This window comes from Streptomyces lateritius, from assembly GCF_014649715.1.
Classification (GTDB): domain Bacteria; phylum Actinomycetota; class Actinomycetes; order Streptomycetales; family Streptomycetaceae; genus Streptomyces; species Streptomyces lateritius.
In genome coordinates this window covers 554987-567505 of sequence record NZ_BMTO01000002.1, presented here as the reverse complement: position 1 = coordinate 567505, position 12519 = coordinate 554987, and the positions used below count along the sequence as shown (strand labels likewise).

At 73.2% G+C, this 12519-nt stretch carries 10 protein-coding genes and 1 tRNA gene; 3 read left to right on the top strand and 8 right to left on the bottom strand.

All coding sequences use genetic code 11. The features are described from left to right. Positions 1-5 precede the first annotated feature (5 nt). Entirely contained in the window at positions 6-923 is a 918-nt protein-coding gene (locus tag IE136_RS05945) for an NADP-dependent oxidoreductase (RefSeq protein ID WP_189599709.1), read from the bottom strand. A 125-nt stretch (positions 924-1048) separates the two neighbouring features. On the opposite strand from IE136_RS05945, the gene IE136_RS36545 reads away from it, so the two are divergent. Both IE136_RS36545 and IE136_RS05935 read left to right on the top strand, forming a co-directional pair. After that, positions 1049-2293, top strand: a complete 1245-nt coding sequence (locus IE136_RS36545; RefSeq protein WP_189599708.1) for a LuxR C-terminal-related transcriptional regulator — start codon at positions 1049-1051, stop codon at positions 2291-2293. A gap of 499 nt (positions 2294-2792) precedes the next feature. Next, positions 2793-4484 carry a bifunctional 3'-5' exonuclease/DNA polymerase gene (locus IE136_RS05935; protein ID WP_158988302.1) on the top strand — a complete coding sequence of 564 codons (1692 nt, stop codon included), beginning with the start codon at positions 2793-2795 and terminating at the stop codon, positions 4482-4484. A gap of 79 nt (positions 4485-4563) precedes the next feature. Here IE136_RS05935 and IE136_RS05930 read toward each other — a convergent pair whose 3' ends face one another. Together IE136_RS05930 and IE136_RS05925 are read right to left on the bottom strand one after the other, a co-directional pair. Then, entirely contained in the window at positions 4564-5880 is a 1317-nt protein-coding gene (locus IE136_RS05930; protein WP_158988303.1) for a hypothetical protein, read from the bottom strand. A gap of 57 nt (positions 5881-5937) precedes the next feature. After that, positions 5938-6447 carry a SigE family RNA polymerase sigma factor gene (locus tag IE136_RS05925; RefSeq protein ID WP_189599707.1) on the bottom strand — a complete coding sequence of 170 codons (510 nt, stop codon included), beginning with the start codon at positions 6445-6447 and terminating at the stop codon, positions 5938-5940. 156 nt (positions 6448-6603) lie between these two features. On the opposite strand from IE136_RS05925, the gene IE136_RS05920 reads away from it, so the two are divergent. Next, positions 6604-7005 (top strand): DUF6479 family protein, encoded by a 402-nt coding sequence (locus IE136_RS05920; protein ID WP_158988305.1) that lies wholly within the window; start codon positions 6604-6606, stop codon positions 7003-7005. Positions 7006-7142: 137 nt separating this feature from the next. Here IE136_RS05920 and IE136_RS05915 read toward each other — a convergent pair whose 3' ends face one another. From IE136_RS05915 to IE136_RS05895, 5 genes are all read right to left on the bottom strand, one after another. Then, positions 7143-8444 (bottom strand): MFS transporter, encoded by a 1302-nt coding sequence (locus IE136_RS05915; protein ID WP_158988306.1) that lies wholly within the window; start codon positions 8442-8444, stop codon positions 7143-7145. 69 nt (positions 8445-8513) lie between these two features. Then, the gene (locus IE136_RS05910; protein WP_229818665.1) at positions 8514-9173 is read right to left on the bottom strand and encodes a pyridoxamine 5'-phosphate oxidase family protein; all 660 of its coding nucleotides are present in this window, start codon (positions 9171-9173) and stop codon (positions 8514-8516) included. 251 nt (positions 9174-9424) lie between these two features. Continuing rightward, positions 9425-9498: transfer RNA gene (locus IE136_RS05905), tRNA-Thr, on the bottom strand. Positions 9499-9595: 97 nt separating this feature from the next. Continuing rightward, positions 9596-11155 (bottom strand): alpha/beta hydrolase, encoded by a 1560-nt coding sequence (locus tag IE136_RS05900; protein ID WP_189599705.1) that lies wholly within the window; start codon positions 11153-11155, stop codon positions 9596-9598. Positions 11156-11256: 101 nt separating this feature from the next. Then, positions 11257-12459, bottom strand: a complete 1203-nt coding sequence (locus tag IE136_RS05895) for a DNA polymerase III subunit delta' (RefSeq protein WP_189599704.1) — start codon at positions 12457-12459, stop codon at positions 11257-11259. Positions 12460-12519 lie beyond the last annotated feature (60 nt).

Below are 12519 nucleotides of genomic sequence, written 5' to 3'. Positions count from 1 at the left end.
CATCCCTACGGCAGCAGGACCAACTTGCCGCGCACGTGCCCCGATTCGCTGAGCTCCTGCGCGTGGGCCGCCTCCTTCAGAGGCAGCGCCTGCGCGAGCCGGACCGTCAGCCGGCCCTCCACCGCCAGGCGGGCCTGGTCCGTCAGCCAGGCGCGCACCTCGGCCGGTGCGGCGACGACGCCCGAGAAGACGATCCCGTGCTCCTCCGCGTCCGGCGCCGCGATCGTGACGATCCGCTCTTTCTCGCCGCCCATCAGCTCGATCGAGAGCGGCAGGGTGTCGTGCCCCGCCGCGTCGAGGACCGCGTCGACGCCGTCCGGGGCCGCCGCCCTGATCCGGTCCGCCAGGCCCTCCCCGTAGGCCACCGGGATCGCGCCCAGCTCCCGAAGGAACGCGTGGTTGCCCTCCGAGGCCGTGCCGATGACCGTGGCGCCCGCCGCGACCGCGAGCTGGACCGCCACCGAGCCGACGACGCCGGCCGCTCCGTGCAGGAGCAGGGTCTCGCCCTCCTTCAGGCCGAGCAGCTCCAGGACGCGCGCCGCCGTCTCGCCGGCCACCGGCAGGCTCGCGGCCTGCTCCCACGTCAGCCCGGGCGGCTTGGGGATGAACAGCTCCGCAAGGGCGTACTCGGCGTAGGCACCGGTCGTCGTCCAGCCGAACACCTCGTCACCGACGGCGACTCCGGTCACGCCCTCGCCCAGCGCGTCCACCGTCCCGGCGAACTCCAGGCCGGGCACGGCCGGGAACGTGGTCGGGTAGAAGGCCTCGACCCAGCCGTAACGGCGCTTGTGGTCCACGGGGTTGACGCCCACCGCCGCCACCTTCACCCGTACCGCGCCGGCGCCGGGCTCCGGTACCGCCACACCGGTCTCGTGGCGCAGCACGTCCGGGCCGCCGAACTCCTCGTACACGATCGCTTCCATCGCAACCTCCTCAGGTCGCCTTCAGCTTGCGATCTCCCGCGCCTCCGCCCCGCCCTCCCAACGGCCAGTCGCACCTGTCCGAAAGACCAGCCGCTCCCCGGGTCGCGCTCACTAGGCTGAGCGTCATGGACGCGACCACGCTGAACACCGCGTACGAGATCATCCGGCAGCCGCTCGGCGAGATCCTGCCCCGGGTCTCGGCCGCCCTCGCGCCCCTGATCCCGCACCGCGGCGCCGCCGAACTCTCCACGCACTGCGCCCACTCCCCCTTCAAGGCGGTCGGCGAGACGGACCTCCTCACCGCCGCCGAACTCACTCCGCTGCTCATGTCCGGTAGGGCGGGGGCACCTTGGCAGGGCACCGCCACGGCCGGTGGTGCCGCCCGCGAGGTCCTCGCCGTGACCAGCGACGCGACCGCGCGCCGGTCGGTCCTCGTGCTCCTGCGGGACGAAGGGGCCGCGCCCGTCGCCGAGCCCGGACTGGCCGTGGCGCAGGCCCTGTGGGACCTGGTGACCAGCCACTTCGACCGGTTCGCCGTGGAGGCGCTGCCCGGGGCGCTGGCCCGTTCGCGGGCGGCGGCCGACACCCGGGCGCGGGTGATCGCCGAGCTGACGACGGCGCACGCGGCGGCGCTCTCCGGCGTCCTCGGGGTGCTCCGCAGCCGGGCGTTGGACGACAGTTCGGCCCGGGTGACCGCAACCGACCTCGCCGTCAACGCGCTGATCGAGATGCGCGCGGAGGCGAAGCGGGACCGCTCGGTCGCCGAGGAACCGGCCCGTGAGGCCTTCGACCGGCTCGCGGACGGGCTGCGGACGATGCTGCGGCACAGTCCCGTACGGCTGGAGCTCGGCCCGCCGGACAGCGCGCGCTCGCTCGCGGCGGACGTGGCGCACGGCGCGCGGGCGATCGTCCGGGCGTTGCTGCTCGTGGTCCTGGAGCAGGACACGGTCAGCCGCGTCCACGTCGGCTGGCAGCTGACGGAGCACGAGCTGCGGGCGACGGTCCGGGACGACGGCGCGGGCGGCCTGGACGCCTGCCCGCTGGGCGCCGGCAGCATCACGGACCGGCTGGAGGTGCTGGGGGGCCGGCTGGAGATGGACGCGGTCCCCGGCTGGGGCACGACGCTCACGGCGGCGATCCCGCTGGCCACGGCGGACGCTCCGATCGCGGCGGCGGACCCGCTCACCGGGCTCGGCGGACGTGAGCTGGAGGTCCTGACCCACCTGGCGCTCGGCCACCGCAACCGGCAGATCGCCCAGGAGCTGCACATCAGCGAGTCGACGGTGAAGTTCCACGTCGCGAACATCCTGACGAAGCTGGGAGTGGCCTCCCGCGGTGAGGCGGCGGCCCTCTTCCACGCGGTGGCATGAAACGGCCGACCCGTCGCGACGGCGTGGACAGGCGGCCCGCCCCGGCGGGATGAACGGAGGACCCGCCGGGGTGGGAGGCCCCGCCGGGGTGGTGTGAAGGGGCGGCTGGGGGGTGTGAAGGGGCGGCGCACCTCGGTGCGTGCACGACAACCCGCCTCGATGTGGACGGACAGCCCACCTCGGTGCTTGAACGGACAACCCTCCTCGGTGGGGACGGACAGCCCACCTCGGTGCTTGAACGGACAACCCTCCTCGGTGGGGACGGACAGCCCACCTCGGTGGCGCGAAGGACGACTCGCCGCAGTGGCGTGAACGAGCCACCCGCTCGGTGGCGTGAACGGCGCCCCCGCCTGGGTCGCGTGCCGGGACGAGCCACCCGCTCGGTGGCGTGAACGGTCGTCCGCCTGGCCGGAGCCCGGACGACCGCCTCGGTGGCGGCGGGCGATCCGCTCGGTGGCGTCGCCGGGTGTTGTCGGTGGCGGGTGACAGACTCGCACCTGTGAGCGAGAGGTGGGCGCTGGCCGGTGAGGCGGAGGGGGACGGAGCGCTGCTCGTCCCGCTCGGCCGGGACGGGCTGCCCGCCGGGCCCGTCGTGCGCGAGCCGGATCTGGTCCAGTCCGTGCGCTCCCGGCCCGACGTCGCCCGCTGGGTGTGGCGGTCGACCGCCGAGGTCTACCCCCGCCTGCTCGCCGCCGGGGTGCGCGTCGATCGGTGCTACGACATCGAGGACGCCGAGCAACTCCTCCTCGGCCACGAGGGACGCCTCGGCGAGCCCCGGTCGGCGGCCGCCGCCCTCGCCCGGCTGCGGAACGCCCCCGTACCGCCCGATCCTCCGCAGCGGGCCGCCGAGCCCGGATCCCAGGACTCGCTCTTCGAGCCCGCGCCCGTCGCAGGCATCCCCTTCGAGGGGCTCCTGGAGGTGTACGCCGAGCAGCAGCGCCGCCACGACCGGGCGGAGCATCCGGGCAGGATGCGGCTGCTCACCGCCGCCGAGTCCGCGGGCATGCTCGTCGCCGCCGAGATGCACCGGGCCGGGCTCCCCTGGCGCGCCGACGTGCACCGCGCGATGCTGCACGAACTGCTCGGCGAGCGGTACGCGGGCGGTGGCGAGCCCCGCCGCCTCGCCGAGCTCGCCGACCAGGTCTCCGACGCCTTCGGCCGCCGCGTCCGCCCCGACCTGCCCGCCGATGTCGTCAAGGCCTTCGCCCAGGCAGGGATTCGCGTGAGGTCCACCCGCCGCTGGGAGTTGGCGGAACTCGACCACCCCGCCGTCGAGCCCCTGATCGCGTACAAGAAGCTGTACCGCATCTGGACCGCCCACGGCTGGTCCTGGCTCCAGGACTGGGTGCGGGACGGGCGGTTCCGCCCCGAGTACCTCCCCGGAGGCACCGTCAGTGGCCGCTGGACGACCAACGGCGGTGGTGCCCTGCAGATCCCCAAGATCATCCGCCAGGCGGTCGTCGCCGACGAGGGCTGGCGGCTCGTCGTCGCCGACGCCGACCAGATGGAGCCCCGGGTCCTGGCCGCGATCTCCCGCGACCCCGGCCTGATGGAGGTCGCCGGACACCCCGACGACCTCTACACCCGGCTGTCGGACCGCGCGTTCTCCGGTGACCGCGACCACGCCAAACTCGCCCTGCTCGGGGCGATCTACGGCCAGACCAGTGGCGACGGCCTGAAGAACCTCGCCGCGCTGCGCCGCCGCTTCCCCCTGGCCGTGGCGTACGTCGACGACGCGGCGAAGGCCGGCGAGGAGGGCCGGCTCGTACGGACCTGGCTCGGGCGCACCAGCCCGCGTGCGGCCGGCGCCGGGGACGACGAGGAGGCCGGCATCCCTCAGGAGGCCGCGGAGGCACCGTCCCAGGAGGGCGAGTTCACGCCGGGATACGCCTCCAGCAACGCCCGGGCGCGCGGCCGGTTCACCCGTAACTTCGTCGTCCAGGGCAGCGCCGCCGACTGGGCGCTGCTGATGCTCGCCGCACTGCGCCGCGCGACGGCGGGGATGCGGGCCGAGCTGGTCTTCTTCCAGCACGACGAGGTGATCGTGCACTGCCCGGCCGAGGAGTCGGAGGCGGTCACGGAGGCGATCCGCGCGGCCGGGGACGAGGCGGGGCGGATCACGTTCGGGCCGACACCGGTGCGTTTCCCGTTCACGACGGCGACGGTGGAGCGGTACTCGGACGCGAAGTAGCGCGTACCGACAGGGCGGTGGGCCGGTGCCCCCGCCGGGGTCCGGCCCACCGCCCGCCTGTGTGGTGCGACGCGGAACGCTACTTCGCCGCGAACTTCTCCCACTTGTCGCTGAGGGCGATCTCCTTGAGCTGCGCCGTCGTCAGCGCGGGCTCGGCGCGGGTCGCGTCCTCGTGCTGCGCGCCCGTGTTGAACGCGGAGACCACGACCCGGAAGCCGTCCTTGGTGAGAGTGTCGGCCGTCCACCAGACGACGCCCCCACCGCCCTTCTCGCCGGCGTGCTGCCTCACCTTGACGAGCCGTCCGTCCGACAGCGTGGTGGCGCCGCTGACGAACAGCTCCCCGGCCACATCGCCCATGCCGTTCTGCACGTTGATCTGGACGAGGCTCCTGCCCTCGCCGTCGTCGACGACCACGTAGGCGAACTGGCCGTCACCACCCTTGGAGACCACCGTCAGTCCCTTGGGGAGCAGCGAGCGCAGAGTCGCCTGGACGGCGGCGCCGTCCGGCTCGGCGGGCGGCGCCGTGTCACTGCCCGGCTTTGCCTGCACGGGCTTGTCGACGGCCAGCTGCTTGAACAGCGGACGCCAGCCCCCGGCCGTGACCAGCGTCTTCAACTGGGCCGGCGAGAAGGGCGGGTCGGTCCGGCTGACCGGGGCGCCCTTCTGGGCGGCCGCGTTGTACTCGCTCGCGTCGACCAGGAACCCGTCCCTGGTGAGCAGGACCGCCCGCCAGTTCTTGGTGTCCACGCGCCGGTCCGGGTACTCGTACCCCTGGAAGACCATCAGCCGGTCGCCGTTGGGCAGCTTCTCGCTGGTGCAGGCGTCGTGAGGGACGAAGGTCTTGTCCGGGCAGGTCACCTGCCCCTCGCCGGCCTCGCTGCTCTCGCCGGCCCGGTAAAGACCGACGGACACGGCCGCCGGGCCCTTGCCGTCGTCGTAGACGGCCGAGACGTGGTGCCCCTTGCCGTTCTCGTCGGTGATCGACCAGTTTCCGGCCGGGGTGTTGGTCTTGAGGACGGTCGCCATCTTCTTGACCGGGATCTGTGCCTCCCTCGGCCCCTCGACGCCCGGGGCGGCCTTGTCCGTGGCGGACTCGCCCGTGCCCTCGGTCGGTGCGGGGCCCGCCACCGAGGAGCCCTTCGTCCCCCCGCCCGAGCCGGATCCCAGCAGGTCACCGCCGTACACCCCGCCGACGCCGATCACCGCGAGGGCCAGCACGCTGCCGGTCACGGCGGCCGCGCGGCGGCGCGCCAGGCGGCGTCGGCCCCGGCTCATCCCGCCGGCCACCAGCTCGCGGCGGTCGTCCGCGGCGAAGCCCTCGCCGGTGCGGCGCAGGGCCTCGCCGAGCTCTCCTTCGAATCCTTCGTGTCCTTCGTGTCCCTCGTTCAGAGGCATGCCGAATCACCGTCTCCGGTCCATGGGTGAAAGTGCAGAGGTTCAGAAATGCCGAGGTCAGCGGGCGGCGAACTCGACGATGCTGCCGCCGAGCCGCTCCCGGAGCTTGCGCAGCGCGCGCGTGGAGCGGGTGCGTACCGCCGCGGAGCTCACGTGCAGCGCGTCGGCGGTCTCCTCGACGCTGCGGTCCTCCCAGTACCGCAGCACCACGACCGCCCGGTCCTTGGGTGCCAGCGCGGCCAGCGCGTCGAGCAGCGCGATCCGCAGCGCCGGGTCGTCCCCCCTCTCGGGGGCCCGGTCGGGCAGCTCAGTGAGCGGGCGCTCGGTCGCGGAGCGGCGCCGCTTGTGGCTGAGGAACGTGCGGACCAGCACGGTCTGGGCGTAGCCGGCCGGGTTGTCGACGCGCGACATGCGCCCCCACAGCGCGTACATCCGGCCCAGCGTCTCCTGTGTCAGGTCCTCGGCGAGGTGCGTGTCGCCGCTGGTCAGCAGGCAGGCCGAACGGAACAGGTGTCCCGTTCTTGCGGAGGCGAACTCCAGGAACTCGTCCGCGCGGGACTTTCTCATGCCCCTCCCTCCGTCGCGGTCACGTGGTGTCACGTGGTGTCGTCGCCATACACCTCCATGACGCGACGGGCACGGGGAAATGTTTCACACGAGGTTTGGCACGAGTTCGGTCCTCCGGAAATGCCTCTCCCCGGTGAGACGGGGTATTGCTGAGATATGAACGCATTTGTGATGAGTTCCGTAGAGGTCGTCACGGCGGCCAAGGTCTGGCAGTCCGGGCTGGCCCAGGTGCTGGGTGGCCTGGTCGTCGTCGCCGTGCTGATCGGCGCGTTCGTGCTCGGGATGAGGCTCATGGACAAGGAGAGCCCGACGCCCAAGCCCGAGGAGCAGCCGCACCGGCCGGAGACGGACCGTCCCCCCGGCGAGGCCTCCGAGTACCGCAGGCCCGCCGAGATGCCACAGACCGACGGCGAGCACCGGCTCATGCCGTACCAGCTCAAGGACTCGGGGACGTCCGGGACCGAGACCTCACCCGAACCGCCGAGCGAGGAGAAGCGCAAGTGGGGCGGCATCTCCAGCGGCGGCTTCGGCAGCGGCGGCCCGGGCCACGGCGACTGACCCGCCCAGCCCCTTCCCGGCGCTGGGACCGGCCCCCGCCGCGCGGGCCGGTCCTCGGCACGCCCCTCCTCCGTCTCCTCCGTCGCCCCTCGCCCGCCCCCTCGCCTTTGGTCCGCCTCGCCGTTTCCGGCCGGCGGTCAGGCCTCCCGTACGGGGGCGGCCGGCTCCGGCACGGGGATGCCGCTCCCCGGCGCTCGCGGCGCCTCCGCCGGCAGGTCGCGACGAGTGCGGACCGGGGAGAGGAACACCGGCAGGAAGGCGGTGGCGAGAAGGACCCCGCCCACCCACAGGGTGAGATGGAGGCCGGCGAGTTCACCGAGGAGGCCCGCGACCGCGGCGCCGATCGCGAGGGCCCCGGTGAGCAGGAACCGGAAGGTGGCGTTCATGCGGCCGAGCAGGGCGTCCGGGGTCATCCGCTGGCGCAGACTCACGCCGAGAACGTTGTCCATCCCGGTCTTGAACATGGCGAGCAGCCATCCGGCGCCCGCGATCCACAGCCAGGGGCCGTGGCCCACGAGCGGGACGAGCAGTCCGGCGGGGGCGAGCAGGAGACCGGCGAGGCCGAGGGTGCGGCCGTAACCGAGGCGGGAGGCGACCGCCCGGGCGCACCGGGAGCCCAGCAGCAGGCCGACGCCTCCGGCCGCCCAGTAGACGCCGAGGACGCCCGCCGAGAGTCCCAGCTCGCGGACGAAGAGCACCGGCATCAGGGTGTTGAGGATCTGCGAACCGAGGTTGGTGAGGGAGGCGGAGAGCGCGAGCGCCCGCAGCTCCTTGTTCCCGGACACGTGCCGTACACCCGCGGCGATCTGGGCCCGAAGCGGCTCGCGCCGCGGTGTGGCCGGGGCGGCGGGGACGGCGGCGGGCTCCTTCAGCCACAGGAGCCGTACGGCGGAGGCGAGATGGCTCACTGCCGTCCCCGCCACCGCCAACGGGGCGGTGAGCAGCTGGACCAGGCCACCGCCCGCGCCGCGCCCCGCGACGTTGGTGACGGCCATCAGGCTGACCACGGCCGCGTTGGCCTGCACGAGTCCGGCCCGGCCGACGAAGCGCGGCAGGATGCTCTGCCCCGTGACGTCGTAGAAGACCGTGGCGCATCCGCTGATGAGCACGACCGCGTAGAGCTGGCCGAGGGTGAGGGCGTCGCACCACCAGGCGACGGGCACGGAGGCGAAGAGCAGTCCGCGCGCCGCGTCCGCCGCGATCAGGACCCGGCGCTGGCGCATCCGGTCCACCCAGGCGCCGGCCGGAAGTCCGATGAGCAGGAAGGCGAGGGTCGAGAGGGTGGCGAGCGCGCCGACCTCGCCGGGGCTCGCGTCCAGTGCCTCGACCGCGATCAGCGGGACGGCGACGTAACCGACGTTGGTTCCGAGGTGGCTGAGAACGGCGGCGGAGAACAGCGTACGGAAGTCGGCAACGCGCCAGGGTGAGTCGAGTCGCATACCGGCGAACCTGCCGCACCCCGACGCGTCAGCACAAGCGAATAGATCTTCAAGGACGCTTTAGCAACACTACACAGAGGCGTCGTCGGCGGCCGGGGGCCGGACCGCCTCGCCGAGCACCAGGCCCTCCCGGTCCCGCACATGGGCAGGCGGCTCGATGCCCGGCGGAAGCACCGGGTCGGCGAGGGGCGCCCCGAAGGTGGTGACCACCGGCAGGACACCGGCCCACAGGCCCAGTTCCGCGTCCGGGCTGTCGCCGTCGTCCGGCGGTCCCCCGGCGATCTTCACCGAGGCCTCGGTGAGGTCGAGCGCGATCAGGGCGGTCGCCGCGAGTTCCTTGCGGCTGGGCTGCCGGGCGTACTCCCACTGGCCCGGCGCGCACTGCTCGGTGAGCGCCCGCAGACCCCGCAGCTTCTCCTCCGGGTCGGTGACCAGGCGCGGAACGCCGTAGATCATCGCGCAGCGGTAGTTGACGCCGTGCTCGAAGACCGACCGGGCGAGGACCAGCCCGTCGACGTGCGTCACCGTGACGCACACCGTCGTGTCGGGGGCCTGGACCAGGCTGCGGCTGGCCACCGAGCCGTGCAGGTAGATCCGGTCGCCCTCGGTCCCGTACGCGGTCGGCACCACCATGGGCGTCCCGTCGACGGTCACACCGAGGTGACACAGGAACCCGGCGGCCAGCACCGCTTCCAGGTCGGCGCGCCGGTGGCTTCCCTTGTGGCGCATCCGGCGCAACCGCGTCCGCTCGGTGGCCACCAGTTCCCGGTCCGGCGCGGATGTCCGGGGGGCTTCACCCTCGCCCGACGCGGTCGCCTGCTCGGCGGTGGTGCTCATCGTTACCTCTCCTCCGGTGCGGTGTTCGACGCCTCGTGTCCGAACCATCCTCCGCTGCCCCGCTGTTGAGGGTCACCCTGCCGACGCACGGGAGAAAAGCAAAAGCCCCAGGTCACGGCGAGTGAGTCCTGAGGCTTCTACAGAGCCGCCTTCGGGATTCGAACCCGAGACCTACGCATTACGAGTGCGTTGCTCTGGCCAACTGAGCTAAGGCGGCATGCCGTGCGGTCCCATGGTGGGTGCAGCAGCGACGCCAAGTCTACACAGTTTCCGGGGGTGCTCCTGACCACCCTCCAAGTGGCCCGCGCCACCCCTCAGGTGCAGCGCTTGCCGTCCTGAGGGACGGTGCCCTCGAGCAAATAGGTGTTGATCGCGGTGTCGACGCAGTCGCTGCCGCGGCCGTACGCCGTGTGCCCGTCGCCCTCGTAGGTGAGCAGGCTTCCGGAGGCCAGCTGCTCGGCCAGGGACTGCGCCCACTTGTAGGGGGTGGCCGGGTCGCGGGTGGTGCCGACGACGACGATCGGGGCGGCGCCCTCGGCGGTGATGCGGTGGGGGCGGCCGGTCGCGGGGGTCGGCCAGTAGGTGCAGTTCAGGGCCGCCCAGGCCAGGCCCGCGCCGAAGACCGGGGACGCCTCCTCGAACGAGGGCACCGCCCTCTCTGCGTCGACGGGGCCGGCGAATGAGGGCGGGGAGTCCAGGCAGTTCACCGCCGCGTTGGCGAACATCAGGTTCGCGTACGTGCCGTCCGGCTCCCGCTCGTAGTAGCTGTCGGCCAGGGCGAGCAGGCCCGATCCCTCGCCGCCCATCGCCCGCGTCAGCGCCTCCCGCAGCTGGGGCCAGGCTCCCTCGTCGTACATCGCGGCGATCACCCCGGTCGTGGCCAGGGACTCCCCCAGGTCGCGGCTGTCGCCGGTCGGCACCGGCTTGGCGTCGACGTCACGGAAGAAGGTCTTCATGTTGGCCGTGGCCGCGGCGACCGACTCCGTGCCGAGCGGGCAGTCGGTCTTCTTCACGCAGTCCGCCGCGAAGGCCCGGAAGGCGGTCTCGAAACCGGCCGTCTGGTCGCGGTTGAGGTCGGCCGCCTTCAGCGACGGGTCCATCGCCCCGTCCAGGACGAGCCGGCCGACCCGGCCGGGGAACAGCTCGGCATAGGTCGCACCGAGGAAGGTGCCGTACGACGCCCCCACGTAGTTCAGCTTCTCGTCGCCGAGCACCGCCCGCAGGATGTCCATGTCCCGGGCGGTCTCCACGGTGGACACGTGCGGCAGGATCTTCGCGGAGCGCTTCTCGCAGCCCGCCGCGAACTCCTTGAAGGAGGTGCTGAGCAGCTCCTTCTCGCGCGCGTCGTCCGGCGTCTGGTCGACCTGGGTGAACGCGTCCATCTGCGGGCCGGTCAGACACTCGACGGGCTCGCTGCGGGCCACTCCGCGGGGGTCGACGGCCACCATGTCGTAGCGGGCGCGGACGGGGGCCGGGTAACCGATGCCGGCGTACCCCTGGAGGTAGCCGACGGCGGAGCCGCCGGGACCGCCCGGGTTGACCAGGAGCGAGCCGACCCGCTTGCCCGGGCCCGTCGCCTTGATCCGGGAGACGGCGAGCCGGATCTCCTCGGCGTCCGGCCTGGCGTAGTCGAGCGGCGCGCGCAGGGTGGCGCACTCGAACTTGGGGACACCGCAGTCGCGCCAGGTGAGCTTCTGCCCGTAGAAACCGCGCAGGGCGGGGTCGGGCGTCGCGGCCGTCGCGACAGCGGACGTCGTCGCCGTCCTCGATCCGGAGGGTCCGGCGGCGCCGCTCCCGCCCGCGCAGCCGGAGAGGATCAGCCCGGCCACCGCGAGGGCCGTGGCAGACATACGGAGCAAGCGCCTGGAGTCCATTCCCGGAGCGTATCCGTACGAGTACGTTCGGTGTCCAGTCGGTACCCCTGCCTGTGGACATCCGCCTGGATCACGATCTGCGCACTGATCCACAAGCCCCCCTAGTCGCGGAGGGCCATCGTCATCGCCTCCACCGCCAGCAGCGGGGCGACGTTGCGGTCCAGTGCCTCGCGGCAGGCGAGCACCGCCTCGATCCGGCGCAGGGTCCGCTCCGGGGTGGTGTCCCGGGCGATCCGCTCCACCGCGTCCCGTACGTCCTCGTTGGCGAGCGCCGTCCGCGCCCGCAGCTGGAGGGTCAGCACATCGCGGTAGAAGCCGGTCAGGTCGGTGAGGGCGAGGTCCAGGCTGTCGCGCTGGGTACGCGTCTTGCGCCGCTTCTGCCGCTCCTCCAGGTCCTTCATCACCCCGGCCGTGCCGCGCGGCATCCGCCCGCCCTGGCCCCCGCCGAGGGCCGCCCGCATGTCCTCGGTCTCCTTGACGTCGACCTCGTCGGCGACCTGCTTGGCGTCCTCGCCCGCGGCGTCGATCAGCTCCTGGGCCGCCTTGAGGCAGCCGCCGACGTCGTCGACCCGCAGCGGCAGTTTGAGCACCACCGCCCGCCGGGCACGGGCCCGCTCGTCGGTGGCGAGCCGCCGGGCGCGGTCGATGTGACCCTGGGTGGCGCGGGCGGCCGCCGCGGCGACCTGGGGGTCGATGCCGTCCCGCCGTACGAGCACGTCGGCGACCGCCTCCACCGGGGGCGTACGCAGGGTCAGGTGGCGGCAGCGGGAGCGGATGGTCGGCAGCACGTCCTCCAGGGAGGGCGCGCAGAGCAGCCAGACCGTGCGCGGAGCGGGCTCCTCCACCGCCTTCAGCAGGACGTTCCCCGCGCCCTCGGTGAGCCGGTCGGCGTCCTCCATGACGATCACCTGCCAGCGACCGCCGGCGGGCGAGAGCTGGGCGCGCCGGACGAGCTCGCGGGTCTCCTTCACGCCGATGGAGAGCAGATCCGTCCGGATGACCTCGACATCGGCGTGCGTCCCGACGAGGGAGGTGTGGCAGCCGTCGCAGAACCCGCAGCCCGGCACTCCGCCCAGCGCCCGGTCCGGGCTGAGGCACTGCAGCGCGGCGGCGAAGGCGCGCGCGGCGGTCGCCCGGCCGGAGCCGGGGGGGCCGGTGAAGAGCCAGGCGTGGGTCATGCTGGACGCGTCGGGCTCGGGCCCTCCGGCCGCATGGGCGGTCACGAGCGCGTCGGCGTCCCGCGCGGCGGCGCCGAGCTGCTCCGCGACCCGCTCCTGTCCGACCAGGTCGTCCCATACGGCCATGTGCCCTCCTCAGGTACGCCCTCCATTGTGGAGCACCTGACCGACACCCCCGCCTGGCAC

What these genes read in the sequence shown, in the direction of transcription:
- IE136_RS05920 (WP_158988305.1), top strand. Translation starts at nt 6,604, where the DNA reads ATGAACGCATTTGTGATGAGTTCCGTAGAGGTCGTCACGGCGGCCAAG.
- IE136_RS05915 (WP_158988306.1), bottom strand. Translation starts at nt 8,444, where the DNA reads ATGCGACTCGACTCACCCTGGCGCGTTGCCGACTTCCGTACGCTGTTC.
- IE136_RS05895 (WP_189599704.1), bottom strand. Translation starts at nt 12,459, where the DNA reads ATGGCCGTATGGGACGACCTGGTCGGACAGGAGCGGGTCGCGGAGCAG.
- IE136_RS36545 (WP_189599708.1), top strand. Translation starts at nt 1,049, where the DNA reads ATGGACGCGACCACGCTGAACACCGCGTACGAGATCATCCGGCAGCCG.
- IE136_RS05930 (WP_158988303.1), bottom strand. Translation starts at nt 5,880, where the DNA reads ATGCCTCTGAACGAGGGACACGAAGGACACGAAGGATTCGAAGGAGAG.
- IE136_RS05910 (WP_229818665.1), bottom strand. Translation starts at nt 9,173, where the DNA reads ATGCGCCACAAGGGAAGCCACCGGCGCGCCGACCTGGAAGCGGTGCTG.
- IE136_RS05925 (WP_189599707.1), bottom strand. Translation starts at nt 6,447, where the DNA reads ATGAGAAAGTCCCGCGCGGACGAGTTCCTGGAGTTCGCCTCCGCAAGA.
- IE136_RS05900 (WP_189599705.1), bottom strand. Translation starts at nt 11,155, where the DNA reads ATGGACTCCAGGCGCTTGCTCCGTATGTCTGCCACGGCCCTCGCGGTG.
- IE136_RS05945 (WP_189599709.1), bottom strand. Translation starts at nt 923, where the DNA reads ATGGAAGCGATCGTGTACGAGGAGTTCGGCGGCCCGGACGTGCTGCGC.